This is a genomic window from Streptomyces smaragdinus (assembly GCF_009604385.1).
Classification (GTDB): Bacteria; Actinomycetota; Actinomycetes; order Streptomycetales; family Streptomycetaceae; genus Streptomyces; species Streptomyces smaragdinus.
Genome location: NZ_WEGJ01000016.1, coordinates 1 through 23,832 on the forward strand (window position 1 = coordinate 1; position 23,832 = coordinate 23,832).

Sequence of the window (23,832 nt, forward strand, 5' to 3'; positions counted from 1 at the left end):
CACGCCCACCCCACCAGGGCCAAACCCCCCGCCGGCTGCGGTGACCCCCACCCCCAGAAACGGGCGGCATGTGGGTGGGCCCCTGCCCCGCGCCGCCAGGCGCGGGGAGCCGGCGGCGCGACGCCGCGTACACCCCCGGGGAAGCAGACCGCCCCCGCCCGGGCCCAGCCCCCCGCCGGCTACGGCGACAACGTCACCCCGAAACCGGCGGCCGCGGGCGCGGGGAGCCGGCGGCGCCGGAGCCGCGCCCCGGACGCCCGCCCCCGCCAGAGACCCCGGGGTTGAAGGCGCGACCTTCTGAAGTAAGCTGCCATTGTTCTACTTCAATAGGAACAAGGGGGAGCCGCATGACCACCACCCGCAGATGCACCCTGACAGCCATCCCGTTCGCCGCAGCCACCACCGCCTACGTCGCCACGTTCCTGACGTACCAGGACCGCCTGCCCACCCGCATCGCCACCCACTTCACGGGCACCGGTACCCCCGACAGCTTCACGAACCGCACCACCGCCCTCTGGATCGGCACCGCCCTCCTCCTCGGCCTCGGACTCCTCCTCACCACCCTCGCCCTCATCGCCAAGGACGGCCCCGGAGCGAGGCTCATCGCCGCAGCCGGCGCCGGCACCGCCGTCGCGGCCGGTTACCCCCTCGTCCTCACCGTCGTCGTCAACGCGGACGTCCGCGACCCGGCAGCCGTACACCTGCCGCTCTGGCACGTCGCCGTACTCCTGCTCGCCGGTGCAGCCACCGGCGCCCTCGCCTGGCGGCTGACGGACAGCGGCCCCCGTCCCGAACCCGCGCAGCACGTCTCCGCGCTCCAACTGGCCGACGGTGAGGTCGCATCCTGGAGCCGCACCATGGTCTCCCGCGCGCTGCTGATCCCCACCGCCCTCGTCACCCTCGGCGGGCTGTTCACCGTTTTCATCGGCCCCTGGCAGGCAGGAGTGGTGCTGCTCGTCGTCGGTCTCCTCTGCGCGCCGCTCGCCGCCCTCCGGGTCACCGTCGACCGGCGCGGGCTCACCGTCGCCTCCACCGTCCTACCCAGGCCGCGGCTCGCCGTGCCGCTCGGCGGTATCGTCGGTGCCGACAGCGTCCGGGTCGACGCCATGGGCGACTTCGGCGGCTGGGGCTACCGCATACTCCCGAACCGGCGGGGAATTATGCTGCGTTCGGGCGAGGCGCTCGCGGTCCGTACGACGGGAGGCCGCGAATACGTGGTCACCGTCGACGACTCGACGACCGGGGCCGCGCTGCTCAACGGGTTGGTGGACCGCCAGGCATCGGGGCGTGAGTAGGAATGCTGTTTCGGGTCCTTTCGAACTCCCCCGTTCCGCTGGGCGAGCAGATCGCCGCCTGCGTACGGGGGGCGATCGCCGACGGTACGGCGGCCCCGGGCGAGCGGCTGCCACCCGCCCGTGAGGTCGCCGAGTCACTGGGCGTCAATATGCATACCGTTCTGCGCGGTTACCAGCGCCTGCGGGACGAGGGTCTGATCGAGCTACGCCGCGGCCGGGGTGCGGTGATCACCGCGGCGCCGGGCATCGCGGGCCAGGCCCGGATCGCCGAGGCCGTACACGGTCTCATCGCCCAGGCGCGGGAGTTCGGCCTCACCGACCAGGAGTTGGTGTCCCTGGTGCACAACTGCCTGTCGGCCACCACGACGCCCGACAGCGGGGGCTGATGGCGCCCCCGCGGCTGGGGCTCAACAGCAGCCTGTGGATAACCCGAGCACACATTCGGGCGACCCTCCCTGTGCATATCCATATTCGATACGTCACCGACAGTAACGTGAGTCCATACGCACCCACTCAGGAGGCTCACGATGGCCGACACCACGCGCTACTACGACGACGCAATCGCCTTCCTCCGCGGCTTCGGCCGGCAGATCGGGCTGCATCGCGAGCGAGCCGGTCTGAGCCAGGCAGAACTCGCCGACCGCCTCGGCTGCAGCGCGGAGCCGACCGACTCAATCGAGCAGGGACGCCGGATCGCGCAACCGGAGTTCATCGACCGCGCCGACGAGGCACTGAACGCGAGTGGCGTGCTGTCCCCGAGGCCGGCGGTCCTTCATCCGCCGGCGCCAAGCGGCCCGACCGCCCCGGAGCGGCGGCGAGGCAGGACGTCAGCACGCTCCCGCCCCACCGGCCAAACGCTCACCACCCCGGACCGCCTCAGGACAAGTACCCCTCCACCTGCGAAGCCGACCGCACCTGTGCCCCCTCCGGATCCTCCCCCACCGCCATCCGGGCGCGGCGCTGGCGCAGCAGGTCCCAAGCCTGGTCGAGTTCCACCTCCAGGGCCGCGAGGCGCGCATGCTCGGTCACGGGGTCGTTGTCCCCGCTCGCCCGGCGGTCACGCAGGTCCTTCTCCTCCGCGATCATTTCGTGGATGTGCCCGAGTATCCGCTTCTCGGCCTCAGCGTTCTGTCCCGCCACGGTTCCCTCCCTGTCCCCGGAAATGCCCGATCAATACAGCACCCCCATCGTGCCACCTACCAGGACAAACACGACAGCACCCCTCACGACTCCGAATGCAGCACCCCGGCCGCCGGACTACGCGAATGAACCCACGCCGGCAGCGCCGTCAGCGCCGCGACCGCCGCCAGGATCCCGGCCGCCGCCGCGAGCAGCCAGCTCGCCGGTGGTGTGTACGTCTCCCCGAACAGCCAGTACAGCCCCAGACCCGCGGGCATCCCCACCGCCACCCCGGGTACGGCGGGCAGGAGTTGGGCGACGCACAGCGCCGTCACGACCTGCCCCGGTGTGGCCCCCAGCGTGCGGCTGATGGTCAGCGCCCGTCTGGCCTGGACGGCTGTGCTCCAGCCGAGGAGCACGGTGTTCAGAGTGGACAGCGCCACCAGCGTGAGCGTCACGGCGAGCAGCGTCTGGCCGGTGCGGTCGGTCCGTACCTCCAGGGGGCCGAAGCGCAGGGCGTCGGGGGCCGCGGCGAGTGCCGTGTACCAGGCGAGCAGCGCCGTGATCATCGCGGCGGTCGCCGCCGCACCCGCTCCCGCCAGGACCGCGCGTCCCGGGCGGCGGGCGAGCAGCCGGACGCCGAGCAGCAGCGAGGTCGGCAGATAGGCCGTCACGGCGTTCAGCCGAGGGTGGTGGGTGAGCAGGTGCGCGGGGTCCGCCAGGGCGTGCACGGTGCTGAAGCGGGTGGCCCGCAGGGCGGGGCCGATCGCGCCGGTCCCCGCGACCGCGGCGGCGAGGGCGAGCGCGGAGAGGACGGTGCCGGGAGCCGGGGCGCTCGCGGTGTTGAGCAGGCCGTCGCTCGGGTCGACGAAGTGCGGCGCCGCCAGCGTGCCGGCGGTCAGGCCCAGCGCCGTGGCGAGGACGGTGAGCAGCAGATACTGCGCCAGCAGGCCCGCGGTGATCGTCCCGGGACCGGCGCCGACGACCTTCAGCAGTGCCGCCCGCCGGTTGTCGCGGGCGGTGCGGCCGACGGCGAGGGCCGTGAGCGTGACGATCGCGGCGACGGCCAGCAGCGTGCCGCCGACGACCAGGGTGGGCCGGGTGCCCTGGATCATCGCGGTGTCCGTGCGCAGGATGTTCTGCCACCGCAGCACGTTGAACCAGCCGTCGGGCACAACGCCCCGCTCGCGCAGGCGGTCGCCGAAGCCGTCCGTCGCATCGGGGTCGGCCAGCTTGACCTGGATCAGCCGGACGCCGGGATCGTCCCCCGCCAGCGCCCGGGCGTCCTCGTCGGTCAGCCAGACCATGCCGCCCCAGTCCGACGGCCCGGGCCCCTGCGCCCGGTCGCTCCACGGGTACACCCCGGTGGCCGCGCTGATCGCCGTACCGACGACCGGCATCTCCCGCCCGCCGACGGTGACGCGGTCACCGACCCGGACCTCGAGCTCCCGCGCGAACCCACGCTCGACGACCACCCCGCCGGGGCGCACCCAGCCGCCCGAGGTCACCAGCGGCCGGTCCACCGCCGGCCGGGTGCCGTCGCGTCCCTCGGCGCCGGCGTGCACGGAGCGGCCGTGGGCCCCGACGGTGGTGTCGTACGCGAAGAACGGGCCGCCGACCGCCCTCACCTCGGGGATCCTGCGCAGGCGTTCGACGTAGTCGGCGGGGTCCGGATCCGTCGTCGTCATCAGGATGTCGGGGCCGGCGGTGGCGGCGCGGGTCTTCGCGTACGCGGTGGTCACGGCGTCGTCGGTGGCCACGCCGAGGGTCAGGGCGGTGGCGGCGACGGTGACGGCGAGCAGGAAGAGGAGGGTTTCGCCGGGGTGGCGGCGCAGGTCGCGCCGGATCAGGCGCCAGGCCGCGAGGAGCTGTCCCACGGTCAGTCCTTCCAGGCCAGCATCGCGCCGAGGCCCGCGCCGGCGGCCGGCCGCGTGTCGTCGGCCACCGTTCCGTCGCGCAGGGAGAGGATCCGGTCGGCGGTGGCGGCGACGCGTTCGTCGTGGGTGACCATGACCAGGGTCTGGCCGGCGGCGCGCAGTTCGCCGAAGAGGCGGAGGATGTCGTGGGTGGCGGCGGTGTCGAGATTGCCGGTGGGTTCGTCGGCGAGGACGACCAGGGGGTCGTTGACCAGGGCGCGGGCTATCGCGACGCGTTGGCGCTGGCCGCCGGAGAGCTCGGAGGGGAGATGGCGGGCGCGGTCGGCAAGGCCGACGCGGTCCAGGAGGCCGGCGGCGCGGTCGCGGGCGGTGCGGGGGGAGGCGCCGGCGAGCAGGGCGGGGAGTTCGATGTTCTGGGCGGCGCTCAGTTCGTGCATCAGGTGGTACGCCTGGAAGACGAAGCCCACGGAGCGGCGGCGCAGCCTCGCGAGGGCGCGTTCGCCGAGGTGGTCGATACGGTCGCCGCCGAGCCAGACCTCGCCGCCGGTGGGCCGGTCGAGGCCGCCGAGGAGTTGCAGCAGGGTGGATTTGCCGCAGCCGCTCGGGCCGGTGACGGCGAGGGTCTGCCCGGCGGGCACCTCGAGGTCGACGTGGTCGACGGCCCGTACGAGGCTCTCGCCGGCCCCGTACGTACGCGTCAGCCCGACCGCGCGCAGCGCCGGTCCCGTACCTGTCGTCATGCGTCTCCTCCTCGCGGGGTACGGGCGGCCCAGACCCGCCCGCATGCCTCCAGCCAGCGCAGATCGGCCTGCAGCCGGAGGGCGACGCCCTCCAGGAGCAGGGCGGGCTCGGCGCCCGTGCCGTACGCGAGGACGGCCCGCTGGGTCTCGGCGAGGGCGCCCATCAGCTCCCGCCGCCGGTCGTCGACGAGCGCGACGGGATCGGCCAGCCCCGACTCGGCGGCGGCGATCAGCTTCAGGTGGAACTCGGCAACGTCCGCCCGGGGCCCGGCACTCTCGCCCAGCCACCCGCCGACCCGCGCCAGCCCCGCCTCGGTCACCCCGTACACCCTGCGCCGCGGCCCCCGTACGGGCACGTCCTCCCGCACCTGCACGACAAGCCCGGCCTTCTCCAGCCGCCCGAGCGTCACGTACACCTGCCCCGGATTGAGCTCGTCCCCCAGGGGCCCGAGCGCCGCGGCCAGCCGTCCCCGCAGGTCGTACCCGTGCGAGGGCGCCTTGACGAGCAACGCCAGTACCACGTCCTGCACTTGCCGGCCTCTCTGCGAGATCTAATAGATAACGGTTAGCTATTCAGCCGTCAAGCGCCCCACCGCACAGCGCCACCGCATCTCAGGCCGGGGCTCGACGCTCCAGCGCCATCAGCACGTGCTCCACCTCGCCGGGCACCACTGCGAGTTGTACGACACCGTCGGCCGACGCGAATTCGACGACGAGGGCCCGGTAGTGGAGCCCCCGCCGCTCCTGCCCGGACGGCCGCCGCACCTCGCCCAGGTGCAGGTCGGGCGGCAGACTCCGGGTCTCCCCACGCTCGCCGCGAGGTTCCCAGGACCACGAGCCGGAGCCGATGACGAGCCTGCCGCGCGTCCAGCCGCCTGCCTGCGGACCCTTCGCCGAACAGGCGATCCGAATGGTCCGACCGTCGATGAGGTGAGCCGTCAGACGGTCCTGCCTGCCGCTGATGACCAGCGCGACGGCCAGTCCGCCCAGTGCGAACGCCCAAGTAATTGTCCAGATGTCCGTCATCCGTGCATTCAACCGGATCCGACGCCGAACCAACAGGCCCGTCCGCGCGCCCCGTTTCTCGAAGCATCACGGCCGATTCACAGCCCCGTCACGCCCCGGGACCCCTCGTCCATCAGCGTCGGAAGGGAGCAGGAACCCTCCCCCCGAGTTCCGAGGAGCTCCATCGTGCGTGTCCCGACACGACTTCCCGTCACGGTCCTCGCCGGTGCGGCGATCGTCGTCTCGTCGGTCGTCGGCCTGAACGCCGGCGATTCCGCCGCGAACACCGCCCCGATGACCGAAGCCCGCCGCCCCATCCCCCACCGGGTCGCCGTCTACGCCCACCGCGGCTCCTCCGGGTCCACGCCGGAAAACACCCTCGCCGCCGTGGACTTCGCTGTCGCCCAGCACGCCGACTTCGTCGAGACCGATGTGCGGCGGACCAGGGACGGCCGGCTGGTCGTCATGCACGACGAAGGGCTCGGCCGGACCACCGACGTCGAGGACGTCTTCCCGGGCCGGGCCCCGTACCGGGTGCGCGACTTCACCCTCCGGGAGATCAAGCGGCTCGACGCCGGGTCGTGGTTCTCGCCGCAGTTCGCCGGCGAAAGGGTGCCCACGCTCGGCGAGTTCGTCGGGCGGATCGGCCGCCGCTCCGGGCTGCTCCTCGAGATCAAGGACCTAGGCGTCGAGCAGGACATAGCCCGCGAACTGAAGCGCCGCCCGGGCTATCTCACACAGGCAGTGGCCGAGCGCAAGCTGATCATCCAGTCGTTCCGGGTGAGCTCAGTGCGCGCGATCCACAAGCTCCTGCCCGAAGTCCCCGTCGCCATCCTGTACGGCGTGAAGCCCACAGACGCCGCCCTCGTCGAGGCCGCCTCCTGGGCCGACCACATCAATCCCCGCAAGGACCTCACCGACCGCAAGCTCATCGACCGCGTCCACGACCTCGGCATGCGCATCGCCCCGTACTCCCTCGACACCGGTCAGGAGATGCGGAAGTTCCTCGCGATGGACGTCGACGGCGTCATCACCGACAACCCCGGCACGCTGCACGACATCGAGACGATCAGCCGCTGACCCGCGCCGCCAGAATCTGCTCCCGCAGGATCTCCGCGTGCCCGCAGTGCTGCGCCAGCTCCCGCACGACGTGGAGATACACCCACCGCAGCGGCAGCGGGCCCCGGCGGTTGCCCTTGATGATGTCGTCCAGAGTCAGAGGCGCCGTGGCCTCGCGGGAGGCCGAGCATGCCTCCCGGTGGGAGCGCTGGATCGACGCAATCGTGTCCGAGGGGGCGAGGTCGAACGACTCGTCCGGGTGGTCCGGGATGCCGATCTCGCTGCGCGGGCGGCAGGTGATGCTCGCGTCGAACCAGACCTTCTCGACGAACGTGGCGTGCTTCACCAGCCCCAGCAGCGTCGTCTTCGACGGCACCAGCGAGCGCCTGGCCTCCTCCTCCGTCAGCCCGTCCAGGCTGTCGTGCAGGGCGAGCCGGTGCTCGTCGAGGAACGCCTCGAACTGGACGCGCAGTTCGGCATGGAAGACGGCGGGGTCCACGGAGGGGTTAGCGCTCATGCGTCCTTACGGTACGGCCCTGCGGCACCCCCGCGCTGCGGCACCCCGCAATCGCCGGCGACATCGTGCGGGACCTGCCCGCCGGCACGTACCCCCACCTCGCCGAACTCGCCGCGGAGCACGTGCTGAAGCCCGGTTACGACTACGCCGACGAGCTCCCCCACGCCCTCGCCCCCGACGCGGCCTAGCCGCCGGGCCCAACCCCCGGATAGGTTCCCCTGCGTTGCCGTGAATGACATCGCGGCGCGATACGTAAGGGGAGGCGCATGCGCAAGACTCTCAGAGGGTTGCTGTCCCTGGCCGTGCTCTTCGGCACCGTCGCCGCCGGCGGGTCCGCCGGGGCCGCGGAGGCCGGGACCGAGGCGGCGACCTGCGACGAGGTCGAGGCACAGGTCCTGGCGATCCCGGGAATGAGCCTGATACAGGAGAAGCCGTACACCGGATACTGCTTCTGGGTGCTGAACTACACCCAGCCGGTGGACCACCGCGATCCGGACGGAGGAACGTTCCAGCAGCGGATCACCCTGCTGCACAAGGACGCGTCCCGGCCCACCGTCTTCTACACCGGCGGCTACAGCGTCTCCACCAGCCCCTCGCGCCGTGAGCCGACGCAGATCGTCGACGGTAACCAGGTGTCGATGGAGTACCGCTTCTTCAGCCCGTCCCGCCCCGACCCCGCCGACTGGTCGAAGCTGGACATCTGGCAGGCGGCCAGCGACCAGCACCGCATCTACCGGGCGCTGAAGCCGCTGTACGACAAGAACTGGCTGGCCACCGGCGGCAGCAAGGGCGGCATGACCGCCACGTACTTCGAGCGCTTCTACCCCGCCGACATGGACGGCGTCGTCCCGTACGTCGCGCCCAACGACGTGGTGAACAAGGAGGACTCGGCGTACGACGAGTTCTTTGAAACCGTCGGCACCCCCGAGTGCCGCGCCAAGCTCGACAACATCCAGCGCGAGGCGCTGATCCGGCGTGAGCCGATGGAGCGGATGTACGCCGACTGGGCCGCGGAGAACGGCGCCACGTTCACCACCGTCGGCACGCTGGACAAGGCGTTCGAGGCCGTCGTCCTCGACTTCACCTGGGCGTTCTGGCAGTACAGCCTGGAGGCCGACTGCGCCGGGCTGCCGGTCGCGGCCACGGCCACCGACCAGGAGCTGTACGACGTGATCGACGCGATCTCCGGCTGGTCGTTCTACACCGACCAGGGCCTGGAGGCGTACACCCCGTACTACTACCAGGCGGCCACCCAGCTCGGCTCGCCGTCGCTGACGATGCCGCACCTCAAGGGCCTGACGCGGTACGGGTACCAGCCGGCGCGGAACTTCGTGCCGTCCTCGATCCCGGTGACGTTCGAGCCGTCGGTGATGCGGGACGTCGACACGTGGGTACGGACCCGGGCGAACCACATGCTGTACGTGTACGGCTCCAACGACCCGTGGGGCGCCGAGCGATTCCGCTTCGGGCCGACGGCGCGGGACTCGTACGTCTACACCGCGCCGGGGATGAACCACGGCGCCAACATCGCGGGGCTGGCGCCCGAGGACCGGGCGAAGGCCACGGCGTCGGTGCTGGAGTGGGCGGGGCTGAGCGACGCGGTGGTCGCCGAGGCGAAGCCGCTGGCCAAGCATGACCCGAAGCTGGACCGGTGCGCGGACTGCGCGCCGGGGCGGGAGCCGCTGCGGTAGGTCCCCGTCGTACGTCTTACGCCGGCCCCGGACGCGTCGTGTCCGGGGCCGGCCACTGGGGTCCCCCGCCTCAGGCCGCGTACGACAGCAGCTGAAGCAGATGCTCCCGCCCCGGCGTCAGCAGCCCCGGCAGCGCGGGCGCCTGGGGGAACCAGCGCTTCTCGTACTCCCAGCACAGCCACCCGTCCCACCCCGACTCGCTGAGCCGCGCCAGCACCTCGCCCAGCGGCAGCGCCCCCGCCCCGAGCGGCAGCGGCGCGGTGTCCTCCCGCCCGGCCACATCCTTGACCTGCACGTACGCCAGATGCTCACCGAGCGCGGCGAGCGTGTCGGACGGCTCCTCGCCGCCCAGCCAGGGATGCAGTACGTCCCACAGGGCGCCGACGCTGCGATGCCCGACCCGGTCCAGGATCCGCGCGACGCCGGCGCCGGTGCGGTGGCTGTCGTGGGTCTCGAGCAGGATCCGTACCCCCAGGTCGGCGGCGTACGGGGCCAGGGCCGTCAGCCGCCGTACGGCCGTCGGGTCGGCCTCGACGGCGGGTACGGAGCCGGCGCCGGGGAAGACGCGTACGTACGGGGCGCCCAGGTCGCGGGCCAGGGCGAGCAGGGAGCGGACCTCGGCGAGGACCGGCCCGTCGTCGCCGGGGGCGCACATCTTCGCGTACCCGGCGATCGTGAGGATCTCCACGCCCGCCTTGGCGAACGCCGCGGCCAGGTCCGCCCGTTCGACGAGGGTGATCCCGGGGTGGACGGGCTCCTCGGCGTGGCAGCGGAGTTCGACGCCCTGGTAGCGGTGGGCCTCGGCGAGCCGCAGGACCTCCGCCGGGTCGGTGGCGGGCAGACCGAGGGTGGAGAAGGCGAGTCGCATGTCCCCTAAAGAAGCAGACGCCAGTCCTGGCCGACAAGCTCCGCGCCGTAGCTCCGATGGGGTTTCTCGGCGACGAGCTCGAAGCCGGCCGCCCGATAGATCCGCCGGGCGGAGCCGAGAACGGAGTTGGTCCACAGCACGAGCTCCCGGTATCCGGCGCTCCGCGCGAAGCCGATACAGGCGTCGACGAGCCGCGTACCCACCCGATGCCCGCGCGCGTCCGGGGTGACCAGCAGCAGCCGCAGCCGCGCGGTGTCCGGCGCCGCGTCCGCCACGCACATCACGCACCCCACCGGCCGCCCGTCGAGGTCCGCGATCCACACCCGCTCCCGCGCGGGGTCACGGCCGCCCGCGTAGTCCGCCACGATCCCCGCGACCAGCGCCTCGAAGTCCCCGTCCCACCCGAACTCCCGCGCGTACAACTCCCCGTGCGCCTGCACGATCCACCCCAGCTCCCCCGCCCCCGGCTCCCGCAGCACCACCTCCCGGGTCCGCTCCCCGGCCGTCAGCGCCAGCCGCACCGTCCGCAGCGCGTCGGTCAGCCCCGCCAGCTCCCCCGGCCCCAGCCCCGCCAGCAGCCCGGCGACGGCCTCGCTCGACCGCTCGTCCAGCACCCCCTGCACCCGCCGCCCCTCCTCGGTGAGCGCCACGTACTGGTACCGCGCGTCCCGCCCCGCCCGCTCCCGTACCACCAGCCCCCGGTCCACGAACCGCCGCAGGATCCGGCTCGTCTGCGGCGCGTCCAGCCCCAGCCCCGCCCGTAGCTCCGCCACCCCGACCCGCTCCCCCTGCGCCAGCTCGTACAGCACGCGGGCCTCGGTGAGGGTGTACGGGCTGCGCAGCGCGGCCGGGTAGTCGAGGAGGCCGATGAGGCGGGTGTACGCGCGGTTGAAGGCGCGTACCTCACGGACGGCCGGGTCCAGGGTCATCGGATGCCTCCGCAGATAGTTGCCCTTAGGCAAGCATTGCTGGAAGGCAAGGATAGCCCGCATCACACCGGCGCACGCTGGACAGCCCGGAAACCCCCCGGTAGCTTCATGGAAACTGAGCAAGCGCTTAGGCACGCGTACCACGATGGAGGGCAGGGCCACATGCGGCGGACGGTGTTCAACGCAGACCACGAGGCGTTCCGCGAGACGATCCGGGACTTCATCGCCGCCGAGGTCGTGCCGTACTACCCCGAGTGGAGCGCGGCCGGCGCCGTGCCGCGGGAGTTCTACAAGAAGCTCGGCGAGCTGGGCGTCTTTGGCATCGAGGTGCCGGAGGAGTACGGCGGCGCGGGCGAGACGTCCTTCAAGTACACGGCGATCATCAGCGAGGAGTGCGCCCGCGCGGGCGTCAGCTTCGGCGGATCCGGCGTGCACACGGCGCTGTGTCTGCCGTATCTGCTGAAGTACGCGAACGAGGAGCAGAAGAAGCGCTGGCTGCCGGCGTTCGTCTCCGGCGAGATGATGACCGCCATCGCCATGACCGAGCCGGGCACCGGCTCCGACCTGGCGGGCATGAAGACCACCGCCAAGCTGAGCGAGGACGGCACGCACTACGTGCTGAACGGCGCGAAGACCTTCATCACCGGCGGCGTCCAGGCCGACCGCGTGCTGGTCTGCGCCCGCACCGCCCCCGCCACCCCCGAGGACCGCCGCGGCGGGATCTCGATCCTGGTCGTCGACACCAAGTCCCCGGGCTACGCGGTGGGCCGCAAGCTCGACAAGCTGGGCCTGAAGTCCTCCGACACCGCCGAGCTGTCGTTCACCGACGTCAAGGTCCCCGTCGAGGACCTCCTGGGCGAGGAGGGCAAGGGCTTCTCGTATCTGACGCACAACCTCCCGCAGGAGCGCCTCGGCATCGCCGTCGGCGCGTACGCGCAGGCCGCCGCCGCGGTCCGGTTCGCCACGGAGTACGTGAAGGACCGCACGGTCTTCGGCCGCACCGTCGCCGAGTTCCAGAACACCAAGTTCGTCCTCGCCGACTGCAAGGCCGAGGTCGACGCCATCGAATCGTACGTGGACCGCGCGCTGGACGCCCACGACGACGGCGAGCTGTCGGTGGCGGACGCCGCCGCGGTGAAGCTGTTCGCGACCGAGCGGGCGGCCGTCGTGATCGACAAGTGCCTGCAGCTGCACGGCGGCTACGGCTACATGAACGAGTACCCGATCGCCCGGCTCTACGCGGACACCCGCGTCACCCGGATCTACGGCGGCACCAGCGAGGTCATGCGCTCGATCGTCGCCAAGTCCATGGGCCTGTGATCATTACCGTATGAGCAAGGCACTCGACGACCTGCTCGATCTGCTCGACCTCGAGCGGATCGAGCAGGACATCTTCCGCGGTCTCTCGCGCTCGGCCATCGTCCCCCGCGTCTTCGGCGGCCAGGTGGCGGCCCAGGCGCTGGTGGCCGCCGGCCGTACGGTCCCCGAGGACCGCACGGCCCACTCCCTGCACGCGTACTTCCTGCGCCCCGGCGACCCGGGGGCGCCCATCGTCTACACGGTCGACCGGATCCGCGACGGGCGCTCCTTCACCACCCGGCGGGTGGTGGCCGTCCAGCACGGGCAGCCGGTCTTCCATCTGTCGGCGTCGTTCCAGGAGTACGAGGAGGGGCTGGAGCACCAGGAGCCGATGCCGCCCGCCCCGGACCCGGACACGCTGCCGACGGCCGAGGAGACGCTGCCCCGGTACGCGGACCGCTTCCTGCACCCGAGCGTCGCCGAGCGGCTGCTGGAGGCGCGGGCGGCCGTCGACCTGCGGTACGCGCAGGAGCCGCCGTTCGCCACGGCGGGGCAGCCGCGCGAGCCGCGGTCGCAGGTGTGGTTCCGGACGAACGGCACCCTGTCCGGCGAGGTGGACACCCCGCTGACGCACACCTGCCTGATGACGTACGTATCGGACATGACGCTGCTCGACTCCATCCTCCTCGCCCACGGCCGCGGCGGCTGGGCGGTCGGGGACGTCGTGGGCGCGAGTCTGGACCACGCGATGTGGTTCCACCGGCCGTTCCGGGCGGACGAGTGGCTGCTGTACGACCAGGAGTCCCCGACCTCGCAGGGCGGCCGGGGACTGGGCAGGGGCCGGATCTTCACCCGGGACGGGCGGCTGGTGGCGTCCGTGATCCAGGAGGGTGTGGTGCGGGTTCCCCGCTAGAGACCCGCCGCCGCCAGCAGGTACGCCGTCATGGGCTCGTAGTGGCGCGAGTCCGCGACATGGTCGTCCATCGGTACGGCGACCTGCAGCGTGCCCTCCGCCTCGCCGAGGAAGAGCGCCGGGTCGTTGCTGTCGGCGAAGCCCACCGTGTCGATGCCGCGGTAGCCGGCGCCGCCCGCCCAGCCGTGGTCCGCCACCACGAGCTCCGGCCACCCGTCGGCCGGCAGCGCGTCGAGGATCGCCCACATCGGCTCGGGGGCGTGGGTGTGCCACAGCGTGGCGCCCCGCTCCAGCACGGCGACGCCGCAGAACTGCTGCACCCGGCCCGACGACTCGTCGGACGTGTCGGTCACCCACAGCCCCTCCGGTACGGACACCAGCGGGCACCCGGCGGCCACCAGGGCGGCGGACAGTGCCCGGTGCACGTCCAGCAGCCCGCCGGGGTGGCCGGTCGCGACCAGCACCCGGCGGCGGGTGTCGGCGGCCTTGCGCAGGACGGTCGCCATCCGGTCCAGGCCGTCGACGACCAGCTCCACGTCGATGGTGTCGGCGCCGGTGGTGTGCCCCGGGTCGGGGTTGACGCCGACGCGGGTGGCCATCAGCTCCAGCACCTGCTCCTTCGTCCAGCGTTCGTTGACGTCGAGGCCGAGGAGGTAGCGGGGGTTTCCGGCGGCGAGCTCGCGGTAGTTGTGCAGGTTGTGGTCGCGGGTGGTGGCGACGTCTCCGGCGATGCGGGTCCGTACGAGATGGTCGATGAGTTCGGCGCGGCTGGGGACGGTGGATGCAGTCGACATGTGGCCATTCTCACCCGTCCGGGTGAGAGGCTGGCCACGAGGGCGAAAACGGGGGGCGATCCTCGTGCGCGGTGTACAGATGAGGATGGGCCGTCGCCGTCCTACCCTCGAAGACATGACCAGTGCCAGTGAGCCCCGCGGCCCCGTCGACTCCTCCCGCACCCCGCGCTACGCCGGTCCGGCCACGTTCGCCCGGCTGCCGCGCCTGGACCAGGTGGAGCGTACGGACGTCGCCGTCGTCGGCGTCCCCTTCGACTCCGGTGTGTCCTACCGGCCCGGCGCCCGCTTCGGCGGCAACGCCATCCGCGAGGCGTCCCGGCTGCTGCGCCCGTACAACCCGGCGCAGGACGCCTCGCCGTTCGCGCTGGCGCAGGTGGCGGACGCGGGGGACATCGCGGTCAACCCGTTCAACATCAACGAGGCGGTGGAGACCGTCGAGCACGCGGCGGGCGAACTGCTCGCGGGCGGCGCCCGGCTGATGACGCTGGGCGGCGACCACACGATCGCGCTGCCGCTGCTGCGGGCGGTGGCGGCCAAGCACGGTCCGGTGGCTCTGCTGCACTTCGACGCCCATCTGGACACCTGGGACACGTACTTCGGCGCCGCGTACACGCACGGCACGCCGTTCCGCCGGGCGGTGGAGGAGGGGATCCTGGACACGTCCGCGCTGTCGCACGTGGGGATCCGTGGACCGCTGTACGGCAAGCAGGATCTGACGGACGACGCGAAGATGGGCTTCGGGATCGTCACGTCGGCGGACGTCTACCGGCGGGGCGCGGACGAGGTCGCCGACCAGCTGCGCCAGCGGATCGGGGACCGGCCGCTGTACATCTCCATCGACATCGACTGCCTCGACCCGGCGCACGCCCCCGGCACGGGTACGCCGGAGGCGGGCGGGATGACGTCGCGGGAGCTGCTGGAGATCCTGCGCGGGCTGTCGTCGTGCCGGCTGGTGTCGGCGGACGTGGTCGAGGTGGCGCCCGCGTACGACCACGCCGAGATCACCTGTGTGGCGGCGTCGCACACGGCGTACGAGCTGACGACGATCATGTCCCGGCAGATCGCGGCGGAGCGGGCGGCCTGAGGGGACGACGTCTCAGAGCTCGGCGGCCAGGTCCTTCAGGAAGCGGACGCTGTCCTCGTCGTTCTCCGCGGCGGCCGACAGGCGGTCCATCACCACCATGTAGTTCTCCACGTCCTCGCGCTTGTCGAGGTAGAGGGCGCTGGTCAGCTGCTCCAGATAGACGATGTCCGGGAGGTCCGGCTCACGGAACCGCAGGATCGTGATCGGACCGCCCGACGACGCCAGGCCGCCGATCTCGAACGGCGCGACCTGCAGCGTGACATGGGGCAGGGCGGCGACCTCGATGAGGTGCTCGAGCTGGCGCTTCATCACGCCGGGCGAGCCCTGCGGCCGGCGCAGGGCGGACTCGTCGACCACGAACCACAGCTTCGGGCCGCCGGGGGCCCGGAGGATCTGCTGGCGGCGCATGCGCATCTCGACCTTGCGGGCGATCGCGCGCTCGGAGCCGCGGGCCTGGCCCAGCGCCGTGACGCCCTGGGCGTACTCCTCGGTCTGCAGCAGGCCGGGGATGAACTGGACCTGGTAGTTGCGGATGACGGCCGCGGCCTCCTCCAGCCCCAGCACCGTCTCCAGCCAGGCCGGCATCACGTCGCTGTACTGCTGCCACCAGCCGGGCGTCGCGGCGCGGCGGCAGAGCTGCAGATACTCCTCCAGCTCCGGCTCGCCGACCCCGTACAGCAGGAGGAGGTCGCGGACGTCGCGCTCCTTCTGGCCGACGCGGCCCAGCTCCAGGCGGCTGATCTTGGCGTGCGAGGCGCGGATGGCCTCGCCGGCGGCCTCGCGGCTGATGCCGCGGGCCTCACGCAGCCGGCGCAGGTGCGTGCCCAGCACGATGCGCAGCACGGTGGGTCCACCGCGCTGCTCCTGCTGCCGGTCCGGTCCGCGGTCCGCCGCGGGGTCGGGTAGGAGTGCCGTCACCGGGTCAGTGTTGCACCGGAAGGGGGGTGAAGGCCACCTTTCAAGTACCTATGGGGAACGGGGACTTCGGCTACCGGGCGGTTCACCCGGCGAGGTCGTCGAAGTCACCGTCCTTCGCGCCGCGGATGAAGGCGGCGATCTCCGCCCGGGTGTAGACGAGCGCCGGTCCCCCGGGAAAGCGGGAGTTGCGTACCGCGACCTGGCCGTCGGGCAGGCCGGCCAGTTCCACGCACTCGCCGTTCGGATTGCTGGCGCCGGCCTTGCGCCAGACCGCGCCCGCCGCGGTGGTCGCCCGCATGCCGTTCTCGTACCGCTGGTCCCCGCTGTGGTGCATCGCGCGTCCGCTCCATGGTCTGTCGCGCCGTCCGGGCGGTTTGCCGCCACCCGTAAGGACATGTCGCACGCAGTCTTGTGCTGAGCACCTGCGTGCAGTGAAATTGCAGATGTACTTGCAGCGGTAAGTGCACCTCGTTCAAGATGTTTTACGCAAGCCTGTTCGCTCAACATCACATCCTCGTCGGAGGAGTTCAGGGATGACAGCGATCGCGTCCGTGGCGGACGGTGCGGCTCCCGCACCGGCCCCCGCCCCGCCGTGGGCGGCGGACGCGGCGTACGCCGCCCGTACGCTGGAGGCCGAGCCGGGGTCCGCCCGGCTGGCGCGGGAGTTCGCCGCGGCGACCCTGCGCGACTGGGGTCTTCGCGAGCGGTCGGCGGACGTGGAGCTGGTGGCGCACGAGTTCGTGGTCAACGCCATGGCGCACGGTCTGGACCCGGTCTGGTCCGAGCCGCCGCCGCATCCGGTGATCGTGAGCATGTTCAGGGACGGCGACGCTCTGCTCTGCGCGGCCTTCGACCCCGGCGTACGCCGGCCCAGGCCCGCACCGCACTCCGCGGAGCCCAGCACACTCGCCGACGCCGGCCGGGGACTGCAGCTCGTGGCCGCCGTCAGCGATATCTGGGGCTGGACGCTCCCGGGCCCGGAGGGGAAGGCGGTCTGGGCCGCCTTCTGCTCCGCGCCGTCGCTTCCGTACTCCCTCGCGGACCGGCTGACAACGGTCGCGGAGGTCTTCACGGGGAGCTGTGATCCCTGTCTCGTCGTGGCCGCGTAGCCGCCGTACCTGCTCCGGAAACAAAATCACGCGGATCCGGGTTGTCGGTCCTGGTGCTTAGTCTGAGTACCGGACGGACTGATCGATCCGGAGGTTGCCGGTGGCGGCGGAGCAGGGCAGCGCAGCGGGGGACGACGGCGAGGGCTGGGCACGGCGGCTCGTCGGCTACTGCGCGCGCTACCGGCGCAATGTGGCGCTGTCCCTCGGGGCCTCCCTGGCCGGGATGGCCATCATGGCCCTGGTCCCGCTGATCCCGAAGCTGATCATCGACGACGTGATCGTGGGCGACAGCCGCGAGCTGGCCCCCTGGGCGGCGCTGATGGTGCTGTCGGCGGTCGCCGTGTACGCGCTGACGTTCGTCCGGCGCTATTACGGCGGGCGGCTCGCCCTCGACGTGCAGCACGATCTGCGGACCGAGATGTTCGACTCCATCACCCGGCTGGACGGACGCCGGCAGGACGAGCTGTCGACCGGGCAGGTCGTCGGACGGGGCACCACGGATCTGCAGCTGGTGCAGGGCCTGCTCTTCATGGTCCCGATGATGATCGGGAACGTGCTGCTGTTCCTGGTCTCGCTGGTCGTCATGTTCGTGCTGTCACCGCTGCTGACCGTGATCGCGCTGGCCGTGGCCCCGCTGCTGTGGTGGATAGCCTCCCGCAGCCGCACCCGGCTCTTCCCCGCCACCTGGTACGCCCAGCAGCAGGCCGGCGCCGTGGCCTCCGTCGTCGACGGGGCCGTGGGCGGCGTGCGCGTGGTCAAGGGCTTCGGGCAGGAGACGCAGGAGACGGGCAAGCTGCGCGCCGTCAGCCGGGTGCTGTTCGCGGCCCGGCTGCGTACGGTCAAGCTGAACGCCCGCTACACCCCGGCCCTGCAGGCCGTCCCCTCCCTCGGCCAGGTCGCGATGCTGGCGCTCGGCGGCTGGATGGCGACGAAGGGGCAGGTCACGCTCGGTACGTTCGTCGCGTTCTCGACCTATCTGGCCCAGCTCACCGGCCCCGTCCGGATGCTCGCCGTCATGCTGACCGTGGGCCAGCAGGCGCGCGCGGGCGTGGAGCGGGTCTTCGACCTGATCGACACCGAGCCCGAGGTCGACGAGCGCCCGGACGCGCACGAGCTGGGCGCGACGGCGGACGCGGTGGTCGAGTTCGACCACGTCTCCTTCGGGTACGACCCCGGGCACCCGGTGCTCTCCGACTTCTCCCTGCGCATCGAGCCCGGCGAGACGGTCGCCGTGGTCGGCGCCTCCGGCAGCGGGAAGTCCACGCTGTCGCTGCTCCTCCCCCGCTACTACGACGTCACCTCCGGCGCGGTCCGCGTCGGCGGCGAGGACGTCCGCGATCTGACACTGACCTCGCTGCGGGCGGCGATCGGGCTGGTCCCGGAGAACAGCTTCCTGTTCTCCGAGTCCGTACGGGACAACATCGCGTACGGCCGCCCCGACGCCACCGACGCCGAGGTGGAGGCCGCGGCGAAGGCCGCGCAGGCGGACGGCTTCGTCCGCGAGCTGGCGGACGGGTACGACACGGTGGTCGGCGAGCAGGGCATGACGCTCTCCGGCGGCCAGCGCCAGCGCGTCGCCCTGGCCCGCGCGATCCTCACCGACCCCCGGCTGCTGCTGCTGGACGACGCCACGTCGGCGGTCGACGCCAGGATCGAGCACGAGATCCACGAGGCGCTGCGCACGGTGATGGCGGGCCGTACGACGCTGCTGATCGCGCACCGCCAGTCGACGCTGGCGCTCGCGGACCGCATCGCGGTGCTCGAGGCGGGCCGGCTGGTGGACGTGGGCACGCACGAGGAGCTCGAGGCCCGCTGCCCGCTGTACCGGAGGCTGCTGACGCATCCGGACGAGCTGGCGAACCTGGAGCAGGACCCGGCGGGTCAGGCCGCGGCCTCCGCTTCCGCCGTCGTCGACGGCATCACGCCGGAGCTGTGGATACGTACCCCGTCCGAGGGTGACAAGGCGGGTGGCTCGGCGAACACCTCCGCCTCCGCCGGCGACCCCTCGGGCTTCGCCGGGATGCTGGCCAGCTCCCCCGCGTCGCCGGAGCTGCTGGCGAAGGTCGCCGCGCTGCCGCCGGCCACGGACACCCCGTCCGTGGACGAGGCGGGGGCCGAGCGGGCGGAGGAGTCGTACGGGCTGCGGCGGCTGCTGCGCGGCTTCGGGTTCCCCCTGGCCCTGGCGCTGGGGGCGGTCGCGGTGGACGCGATCGCGGGGCTGCTGCTGCCGGTCCTCATCCGGCACGGGATCGACGAGGGCGTGACGAAGCTGTCGCTGGGCGCCGTGTGGGCGGCGTCGCTGCTCGCGCTCGCTGTGGTCGTGGGGCAGTGGGCGGCGCAGATCGGCTCGGCGCGGCTGACGGGGCGGACGGGCGAGCGGGTGCTGTACGCGCTGCGCGTCAAGATCTTCGCGCAGCTCCAGCGGCTGGGGCTCGACTACTACGAGCGGCATCTCACCGGCAAGATCATGACCCGGATGACGACGGACGTCGACGCGCTGTCGACGTTCCTGCAGACGGGACTGGTCACGGCGGTCGTCAGCCTGCTCACGTTCTTCGGCATCCTGGTGGCGCTGCTGGTCATCGACATCCAGCTGGCGCTGGTCGTGTTCGCCACGCTGCCGCCGCTGATCGTCGGGACGGTCTTCTTCCGCCGCCACAGCGTCAAGGCGTACGAGCTGGCGCGTGAGCGGGTCAGCGTGGTCAACGGCGATCTGCAGGAGTCCGTGGCGGGTCTGCGGATCGTGCAGGCGTTCCGCCGGGAGACCGGGGGGACGGAGCGGTTCGCGGACCGGAGCGACAGCTACCGGCAGGCGCGGGTGCGGGGGCAGTGGCTGATATCCGTGTACTTCCCGTTCGTCCAGCTGCTGGCCACGATCGCGGCGACGGGCGTGCTGGCGATGGGCGCGGACCGGGTGGCGGCGGGGACGCTGACGGCGGGCGCGCTGGTGGCGTATCTGCTGTACATCGACTTGTTCTTCGCCCCCGTGCAGCAGCTGTCGCAGGTGTTCGACGGCTACCAGCAGGCGGCGGTGTCGCTGAAGCGGATCCAGGAGCTGCTGGTCGAGGAGACGTCCACCCCGGCCGCCGCCGCGCCCCTCCCGGTGCCGTCGCTGAAGGGCGAGCTGACGTTCGCGGACGTGTCCTTCGGCTACCAGGGCTCCGGGGACAACGCCCTGAGCGGCCTGGACCTGACGATCCCCGCGGGCCAGACGGTCGCGTTCGTCGGTGAGACGGGCGCGGGCAAGTCGACGCTGGTCAAGCTGGCGGCGCGGTTCTACGACCCCACGTCGGGCGCGGTCCTGGCGGACGGCACGGACCTGCGGGACCTGGACCTCACGGCGTACCGCCACCATCTGGGGGTCGTCCCGCAGGAGTCGTATCTCTTCCCCGGCACGATCCGCGACGCGATCGCCTACGGCCGCCCCGACGCCTCCGACGCGGAGGTCGAGGCGGCGGCGCGAGCGGTGGGCGCGCACGCGATGGTGGCGACGCTCCCGCGCGGCTATCTCCACGAGGTGGCGGAGCGGGGCCGTAACCTCTCGGCGGGCCAGCGCCAGCTGATAGCCCTGGCCCGGGCGGAGCTGGTGAACCCGGACATCCTCCTCCTCGACGAGGCCACGGCGGCCCTCGACCTGGCGACGGAGGCCCTGGTCAACCAGGCGACGGACCGCCTCGCGGTAAAACGCACCACGCTGGTGGTGGCCCACCGCCTCACGACGGCGGCCCGCGCGGACCGGGTGGTGGTCCTGGACCACGGCCGCGTGGTGGAGGACGGCACACACGACGACCTCCTGGCGCGGGAGGGTCACTACGCGGAGCTGTGGCGGACGTATCTGGGGGAGCCGGCGGGGGTGGGGGCGTAGAAGGGGCGACAAGACTATGCCATACTTCAAGTATGGCAACTCGGAAGATCACGATCACCGTGCCGGAAGAGCTCGTGGAATCGATCAAGGGTCGTGTCGACTCCCGCGGGGTGTCGGCATACATCGCGGCTGCCGCCGCTCACCAGGACGAGATGGACCGCCTGCGCGAGCTGGCCGACCGGCTCGAGGAGGAGCACGGCCCCGTCACGGACGACGACTACCAGGCCGCCCTGGACCGCATCGCCGAAATGGACGCCTGGCACGACGGGCAGAAGCAGGAACCCCACCGCAGCGAGGCCGCGTGAGCCGCCCCTGCCGGGCAGTAACGCAGCCCCGACAGCGCGCCTTCGTCTTCGGCTGTGAGGCCTTGTCCAAGACGGTCCGGGGCGACAGCGAGATGGCCGCGCTGGTGAAGGCAGCTCCTCGGCGGGACGTCCCCATCGTCACCTCGGCGCTGACGACTCTGGAGGCGTGGGACCCGCGCGAAAGGTGGAGCCAAGCACTGTGGAGCTGGACCCTGTCGCGGATCCGCATCGTCCACACCGACGACCAACTGATCACAACAGCACGAGTGCTGCTGAAGACGGCTGGCCTGCACGGTCACAAGTACGCCATCGACGCCGTCCTGGCAGCCGTAGCCGCACGAGAGGCCGCGGCAGGCACCCAGGTCACCGTCCTCACCTCCGACACGGATGACATGACTCAGCTCCTCACGGATCACCCGGTCCACATCCAGAAGGTTTGAGAGCAACGCGGGACACACCTCATTGGCGTCCCGTATCGGAAACGGAGCCACGCCCGAGCCGATGCAGACAGTGGGCTCGTGAAGCCTCACCGACTCCTCGGGTTGCTCGGGCGATTGCCGCGACATCACCGTCATCGAAAGAGATGGCCTGGTTCAGCGGCCTGCCAAAGGTACCGGCGTAGGGGGTCAGGAATCCTGGCCCGCAATCCCCACCTGGTCGACCTGGGACACGCGCTTTTGGGTGACCCCCATGCACTCGGCAAGCAGCTCCCGCTTGCCTTCGGCCACGGCCTCTTCACCGCCGGCGCGGGCGGCGTACTCGGCTCGGATGTCCTGCCAGCGGGTGTACTCGGTCATGGTGCCTCCTCTTTGTCGCGGGATTTCCAGTAGCCGACGCTGCGCTGTTCGGCGAGCGGTGACTGGCAGCGGATCGGCCGTTGGACCTCGGGTAAAGGCTTGTATCCCTTTCGACTTCCCTTCTGGACATTGAATTGCCCCGTCACCGAGGGTGGGCGTCATGACCACCTCGCGTCTCGTGGCGGATCTCGAACCGCCCTACTACACCGCCGTCTTCACCTCCCTCCGACCCGACAACCCCGAGGGCTACGCCGAGACCTCCGAACACATGCAGGAGATCGTCAAGCAGATCCCCGGCTTCCTCGGCTACGAGTCCGCGCGCACGCCCGGCGGCATCGGCATCACGGTCGCGTACTTCCGCGACGAGGAGTCCCTCACGGCCTGGCGGCAGAACGCCGAACACCAGAGCGCGCAGCGGCGGGGGCGCGAGCAGTGGTACGACGCGTACAGCCTCCACATCGGCAAGGTGGAGCGGAGCTACAGCTTCGAGCGCGAGTAGGGGCCTACCTCCGCCGTTCCCAATCGCTCCGGGTGACCGCGTACTCGACGTCACCGTGCTCGTCACCCGGAATCGACTCCGGCCAGTCCGCGATGAAGACCCGGACGAACGACAGCCCGGCCTTCTCCATCACCCGCCGGGACCGGCTGTTGACGACCATGGTGTTCGCCGTGACCCGCTCGACCCCGAGCTCCGCGAAGCCCTTGTCGATCAGCGCCCGCGAGCCCTCCGTGGCGTACCCGTGCCCCCAGGCGGCCCGGTTCAGCCGATACCCGAGCTCGACCACGGAGGGATCGGACTCCTCGATGGGCCGGAACTCGAACCACCCCAGAAAGGTCCCGGCGGCCTTCTCCTCCGCCGCCCAGTAACCACGGGTCCCCCAGCACGGATAGTCGTGCAGGATCCACGCCAGGACGTCCGTCTCCACCGCCTCGCGCGTGGTGGGCCGGCCCCCGTTGATGTAGCGCATGACCTCGGGATCGCTGTCCAGGGCGAACAGATAGTCGACGTCGGCCGTGGTGAACGCACGCAGGACGAGCCGGTCGGTCTCCAGGAAGTCGGTCATACCGCGATCCTCACCACGAGCGGGCGGAGCTGCCACCGTTTTTCGAGTTGACATACCTCGTATTGCTTCGCGGAACCGTTCGTCTCCGCCGTGGATCCGGTTCTCAGCTTCAGGAGGGTCTGCGGGAGCTCACCGCGCCGAGCCCGGAGTGCTCGTCGTCGGCGTCGTGTGTGGCTCGGGTGTCCTTGGGGCCATCTGCTTCCCCGAGTTGCAGCTCGGCGTCTGCCGGGGTGAGGCGGTTGCCTCGGCTCTCGGCGATACGCAAGGCGTTGCGGAGGGAATCGGTGAGGCCGCCGGCCAGGTAGACGAGGTCTTCCTGTTGGGGGTCGTCGTCGTTCAGGAGTTCGGCCGCGTAGGCGATGAACTCCGAGGCCGTGTCGAGCTGTTCGGCCTCCACCCGGTCCGCGAGGCGGGAGACGTAGCCCGTGCCCGTGCTTGAGCGGAGGTAGCAGGGGCGGCCTGTGGGGTCGGACCAGGGGAGGAGGCGGAGTTGCTGGGAGTTGAGCCACATCGTGGGGGACCTCCGGGATCCGTGGGCGATATCTTCGCCGGATTTATGGGCGGTTGGTTATCACCTTGTCCGA

27 protein-coding genes and 1 pseudogene are annotated in these 23,832 nt (G+C 71.6%); 14 read left to right on the forward strand and 14 right to left on the reverse strand.

All coding sequences use genetic code 11. From position 1 onward, the window contains the following. Positions 1 to 347 precede the first annotated feature (347 nt). From SRB5_RS20070 to SRB5_RS20080, 3 genes and pseudogenes are all read left to right on the forward strand, one after another. A complete protein-coding gene (locus SRB5_RS20070; protein WP_194292971.1) occupies positions 348 to 1,295 on the forward strand; it encodes a DUF1648 domain-containing protein in 948 nt (315 codons plus the stop codon). Between the two features lie 2 nt (positions 1,296 to 1,297). Continuing rightward, positions 1,298 to 1,681 carry a GntR family transcriptional regulator gene (locus SRB5_RS20075; protein ID WP_153453974.1) on the forward strand — a complete coding sequence of 128 codons (384 nt, stop codon included), beginning with the start codon at positions 1,298 to 1,300 and terminating at the stop codon, positions 1,679 to 1,681. Between the two features lie 141 nt (positions 1,682 to 1,822). Further along, positions 1,823 to 2,035 (forward strand): annotated as a pseudogene (locus tag SRB5_RS20080) (helix-turn-helix domain-containing protein); the annotation flags it as partial. Between the two features lie 136 nt (positions 2,036 to 2,171). On the opposite strand, the gene SRB5_RS20085 reads toward SRB5_RS20080, so the two are convergent. The 5 genes from SRB5_RS20085 to SRB5_RS20105 all read right to left on the reverse strand — a co-directional run bounded on the left by SRB5_RS20085 (position 2,172) and on the right by SRB5_RS20105 (position 6,057). Beyond that, complete coding sequence (locus tag SRB5_RS20085) at positions 2,172 to 2,435, reverse strand: DUF2630 family protein (RefSeq protein ID WP_323378181.1); 264 nt, start codon at positions 2,433 to 2,435, stop codon at positions 2,172 to 2,174. Positions 2,436 to 2,518: 83 nt separating this feature from the next. Further along, positions 2,519 to 4,291: an ABC transporter permease gene (locus tag SRB5_RS20090; RefSeq protein ID WP_323378182.1), complete on the reverse strand. Its 1,773-nt coding sequence runs from the start codon at positions 4,289 to 4,291 to the stop codon at positions 2,519 to 2,521. A 2-nt stretch (positions 4,292 to 4,293) separates the two neighbouring features. Further along, on the reverse strand, positions 4,294 to 5,031 hold the full coding sequence (locus tag SRB5_RS20095) for an ABC transporter ATP-binding protein (RefSeq protein ID WP_194292972.1): 738 nt from the start codon (positions 5,029 to 5,031) through the stop codon (positions 4,294 to 4,296). Continuing rightward, entirely contained in the window at positions 5,028 to 5,561 is a 534-nt protein-coding gene (locus tag SRB5_RS20100) for a PadR family transcriptional regulator (RefSeq protein ID WP_323378183.1), read from the reverse strand. Before SRB5_RS20100 ends, SRB5_RS20095 begins: the two co-directional genes overlap by 4 nt. Before the next feature lie 82 nt (positions 5,562 to 5,643). Next, entirely contained in the window at positions 5,644 to 6,057 is a 414-nt protein-coding gene (locus SRB5_RS20105) for a hypothetical protein (protein WP_153453980.1), read from the reverse strand. A 165-nt stretch (positions 6,058 to 6,222) separates the two neighbouring features. Between SRB5_RS20105 and SRB5_RS20110 the strand changes: the two genes are divergently transcribed. Next, positions 6,223 to 7,116 (forward strand): glycerophosphodiester phosphodiesterase, encoded by an 894-nt coding sequence (locus tag SRB5_RS20110; protein WP_153453982.1) that lies wholly within the window; start codon positions 6,223 to 6,225, stop codon positions 7,114 to 7,116. Here the strand turns inward: SRB5_RS20110 and SRB5_RS20115 are convergent. Further along, positions 7,106 to 7,612, reverse strand: coding sequence for a DinB family protein (locus SRB5_RS20115; RefSeq protein ID WP_153453984.1), 507 nt, complete (start codon positions 7,610 to 7,612; stop codon positions 7,106 to 7,108). The genes SRB5_RS20110 and SRB5_RS20115 overlap by 11 nt on opposite strands. Before the next feature lie 65 nt (positions 7,613 to 7,677). Here SRB5_RS20115 and SRB5_RS37170 point away from each other — a divergent pair, with 65 nt between their 5' ends. Then, positions 7,678 to 7,800, forward strand: a complete 123-nt coding sequence (locus tag SRB5_RS37170) for a hypothetical protein (protein WP_267132600.1) — start codon at positions 7,678 to 7,680, stop codon at positions 7,798 to 7,800. 78 nt (positions 7,801 to 7,878) lie between these two features. After that, positions 7,879 to 9,303: a S28 family serine protease gene (locus tag SRB5_RS20120; RefSeq protein WP_153453986.1), complete on the forward strand. Its 1,425-nt coding sequence runs from the start codon at positions 7,879 to 7,881 to the stop codon at positions 9,301 to 9,303. A gap of 70 nt (positions 9,304 to 9,373) precedes the next feature. Here SRB5_RS20120 and SRB5_RS20125 read toward each other — a convergent pair whose 3' ends face one another. After that, positions 9,374 to 10,171 carry a sugar phosphate isomerase/epimerase family protein gene (locus tag SRB5_RS20125; protein ID WP_153453988.1) on the reverse strand — a complete coding sequence of 266 codons (798 nt, stop codon included), beginning with the start codon at positions 10,169 to 10,171 and terminating at the stop codon, positions 9,374 to 9,376. 5 nt (positions 10,172 to 10,176) lie between these two features. Beyond that, positions 10,177 to 11,100: a bifunctional helix-turn-helix transcriptional regulator/GNAT family N-acetyltransferase gene (locus SRB5_RS20130; RefSeq protein WP_153453990.1), complete on the reverse strand. Its 924-nt coding sequence runs from the start codon at positions 11,098 to 11,100 to the stop codon at positions 10,177 to 10,179. Positions 11,101 to 11,262: 162 nt separating this feature from the next. Between SRB5_RS20130 and SRB5_RS20135 the strand changes: the two genes are divergently transcribed. Continuing rightward, a complete protein-coding gene (locus SRB5_RS20135; RefSeq protein WP_153453992.1) occupies positions 11,263 to 12,420 on the forward strand; it encodes an acyl-CoA dehydrogenase family protein in 1,158 nt (385 codons plus the stop codon). Between the two features lie 10 nt (positions 12,421 to 12,430). Further along, positions 12,431 to 13,312, forward strand: coding sequence for an acyl-CoA thioesterase (locus SRB5_RS20140; RefSeq protein ID WP_153453993.1), 882 nt, complete (start codon positions 12,431 to 12,433; stop codon positions 13,310 to 13,312). Here SRB5_RS20140 and SRB5_RS20145 read toward each other — a convergent pair. After that, entirely contained in the window at positions 13,309 to 14,106 is a 798-nt protein-coding gene (locus SRB5_RS20145) for a phosphatase (RefSeq protein WP_153453995.1), read from the reverse strand. The two genes, SRB5_RS20140 and SRB5_RS20145, sit on opposite strands and share 4 nt — an antisense overlap. Positions 14,107 to 14,221: 115 nt before the next feature. Here SRB5_RS20145 and speB point away from each other — a divergent pair, with 115 nt between their 5' ends. Continuing rightward, complete coding sequence (speB, locus tag SRB5_RS20150) at positions 14,222 to 15,190, forward strand: agmatinase (RefSeq protein ID WP_153453997.1); 969 nt, start codon at positions 14,222 to 14,224, stop codon at positions 15,188 to 15,190. 12 nt (positions 15,191 to 15,202) lie between these two features. On the opposite strand, the gene SRB5_RS20155 is transcribed toward speB, so the two are convergent. Next, a complete protein-coding gene (locus tag SRB5_RS20155; protein WP_323378184.1) occupies positions 15,203 to 16,108 on the reverse strand; it encodes a helix-turn-helix domain-containing protein in 906 nt (301 codons plus the stop codon). An 82-nt stretch (positions 16,109 to 16,190) separates the two neighbouring features. Next, the gene (locus SRB5_RS20160; protein WP_153453999.1) at positions 16,191 to 16,442 is read right to left on the reverse strand and encodes a DUF397 domain-containing protein; all 252 of its coding nucleotides are present in this window, start codon (positions 16,440 to 16,442) and stop codon (positions 16,191 to 16,193) included. A gap of 199 nt (positions 16,443 to 16,641) precedes the next feature. On the opposite strand from SRB5_RS20160, the gene SRB5_RS20165 reads away from it, so the two are divergent. The 4 genes from SRB5_RS20165 to SRB5_RS20180 all read left to right on the forward strand — a co-directional run bounded on the left by SRB5_RS20165 (position 16,642) and on the right by SRB5_RS20180 (position 21,827). Further along, positions 16,642 to 17,217 carry an ATP-binding protein gene (locus SRB5_RS20165; protein ID WP_153454001.1) on the forward strand — a complete coding sequence of 192 codons (576 nt, stop codon included), beginning with the start codon at positions 16,642 to 16,644 and terminating at the stop codon, positions 17,215 to 17,217. A 100-nt stretch (positions 17,218 to 17,317) separates the two neighbouring features. Next, positions 17,318 to 21,082, forward strand: coding sequence for an ABC transporter ATP-binding protein (locus tag SRB5_RS20170; RefSeq protein WP_323378185.1), 3,765 nt, complete (start codon positions 17,318 to 17,320; stop codon positions 21,080 to 21,082). A gap of 32 nt (positions 21,083 to 21,114) precedes the next feature. Then, positions 21,115 to 21,387 carry a hypothetical protein gene (locus tag SRB5_RS20175; RefSeq protein ID WP_153454005.1) on the forward strand — a complete coding sequence of 91 codons (273 nt, stop codon included), beginning with the start codon at positions 21,115 to 21,117 and terminating at the stop codon, positions 21,385 to 21,387. Between the two features lie 62 nt (positions 21,388 to 21,449). After that, complete coding sequence (locus tag SRB5_RS20180) at positions 21,450 to 21,827, forward strand: hypothetical protein (RefSeq protein ID WP_228390244.1); 378 nt, start codon at positions 21,450 to 21,452, stop codon at positions 21,825 to 21,827. A 186-nt stretch (positions 21,828 to 22,013) separates the two neighbouring features. On the opposite strand, the gene SRB5_RS20185 is transcribed toward SRB5_RS20180, so the two are convergent. Then, positions 22,014 to 22,184, reverse strand: coding sequence for a hypothetical protein (locus SRB5_RS20185; protein WP_228390245.1), 171 nt, complete (start codon positions 22,182 to 22,184; stop codon positions 22,014 to 22,016). Between the two features lie 160 nt (positions 22,185 to 22,344). Between SRB5_RS20185 and SRB5_RS20190 the strand changes: the two genes are divergently transcribed. Continuing rightward, positions 22,345 to 22,683, forward strand: coding sequence for an antibiotic biosynthesis monooxygenase family protein (locus tag SRB5_RS20190; RefSeq protein WP_153454007.1), 339 nt, complete (start codon positions 22,345 to 22,347; stop codon positions 22,681 to 22,683). A gap of 4 nt (positions 22,684 to 22,687) precedes the next feature. On the opposite strand, the gene SRB5_RS20195 is transcribed toward SRB5_RS20190, so the two are convergent. After that, positions 22,688 to 23,248: a GNAT family N-acetyltransferase gene (locus tag SRB5_RS20195; protein WP_153454009.1), complete on the reverse strand. Its 561-nt coding sequence runs from the start codon at positions 23,246 to 23,248 to the stop codon at positions 22,688 to 22,690. A 109-nt stretch (positions 23,249 to 23,357) separates the two neighbouring features. Next, the gene (locus SRB5_RS20200) at positions 23,358 to 23,759 is read right to left on the reverse strand and encodes a hypothetical protein (protein WP_194292973.1); all 402 of its coding nucleotides are present in this window, start codon (positions 23,757 to 23,759) and stop codon (positions 23,358 to 23,360) included. Positions 23,760 to 23,832: the final 73 nt, after the last annotated feature.

Coding starts and splice junctions, on each gene's coding strand:
- SRB5_RS20115 (WP_153453984.1), bottom strand. CDS start 7,612: ATGAGCGCTAACCCCTCCGTGGACCCCGCCGTCTTCCATGCCGAACTG.
- SRB5_RS20095 (WP_194292972.1), bottom strand. CDS start 5,031: ATGACGACAGGTACGGGACCGGCGCTGCGCGCGGTCGGGCTGACGCGT.
- SRB5_RS20185 (WP_228390245.1), bottom strand. CDS start 22,184: ATGACCGAGTACACCCGCTGGCAGGACATCCGAGCCGAGTACGCCGCC.
- SRB5_RS20120 (WP_153453986.1), top strand. CDS start 7,879: ATGCGCAAGACTCTCAGAGGGTTGCTGTCCCTGGCCGTGCTCTTCGGC.
- SRB5_RS20125 (WP_153453988.1), bottom strand. CDS start 10,171: ATGCGACTCGCCTTCTCCACCCTCGGTCTGCCCGCCACCGACCCGGCG.
- SRB5_RS20165 (WP_153454001.1), top strand. CDS start 16,642: ATGACAGCGATCGCGTCCGTGGCGGACGGTGCGGCTCCCGCACCGGCC.
- speB (WP_153453997.1), top strand. CDS start 14,222: ATGACCAGTGCCAGTGAGCCCCGCGGCCCCGTCGACTCCTCCCGCACC.
- SRB5_RS20130 (WP_153453990.1), bottom strand. CDS start 11,100: ATGACCCTGGACCCGGCCGTCCGTGAGGTACGCGCCTTCAACCGCGCG.
- SRB5_RS20160 (WP_153453999.1), bottom strand. CDS start 16,442: ATGCACCACAGCGGGGACCAGCGGTACGAGAACGGCATGCGGGCGACC.
- SRB5_RS20135 (WP_153453992.1), top strand. CDS start 11,263: ATGCGGCGGACGGTGTTCAACGCAGACCACGAGGCGTTCCGCGAGACG.
- SRB5_RS20070 (WP_194292971.1), top strand. CDS start 348: ATGACCACCACCCGCAGATGCACCCTGACAGCCATCCCGTTCGCCGCA.
- SRB5_RS20145 (WP_153453995.1), bottom strand. CDS start 14,106: ATGTCGACTGCATCCACCGTCCCCAGCCGCGCCGAACTCATCGACCAT.
- SRB5_RS20200 (WP_194292973.1), bottom strand. CDS start 23,759: ATGTGGCTCAACTCCCAGCAACTCCGCCTCCTCCCCTGGTCCGACCCC.
- SRB5_RS20075 (WP_153453974.1), top strand. CDS start 1,298: ATGCTGTTTCGGGTCCTTTCGAACTCCCCCGTTCCGCTGGGCGAGCAG.
- SRB5_RS20190 (WP_153454007.1), top strand. CDS start 22,345: ATGACCACCTCGCGTCTCGTGGCGGATCTCGAACCGCCCTACTACACC.
- SRB5_RS20175 (WP_153454005.1), top strand. CDS start 21,115: ATGGCAACTCGGAAGATCACGATCACCGTGCCGGAAGAGCTCGTGGAA.
- SRB5_RS20140 (WP_153453993.1), top strand. CDS start 12,431: ATGAGCAAGGCACTCGACGACCTGCTCGATCTGCTCGACCTCGAGCGG.
- SRB5_RS20105 (WP_153453980.1), bottom strand. CDS start 6,057: ATGACGGACATCTGGACAATTACTTGGGCGTTCGCACTGGGCGGACTG.
- SRB5_RS20195 (WP_153454009.1), bottom strand. CDS start 23,248: ATGACCGACTTCCTGGAGACCGACCGGCTCGTCCTGCGTGCGTTCACC.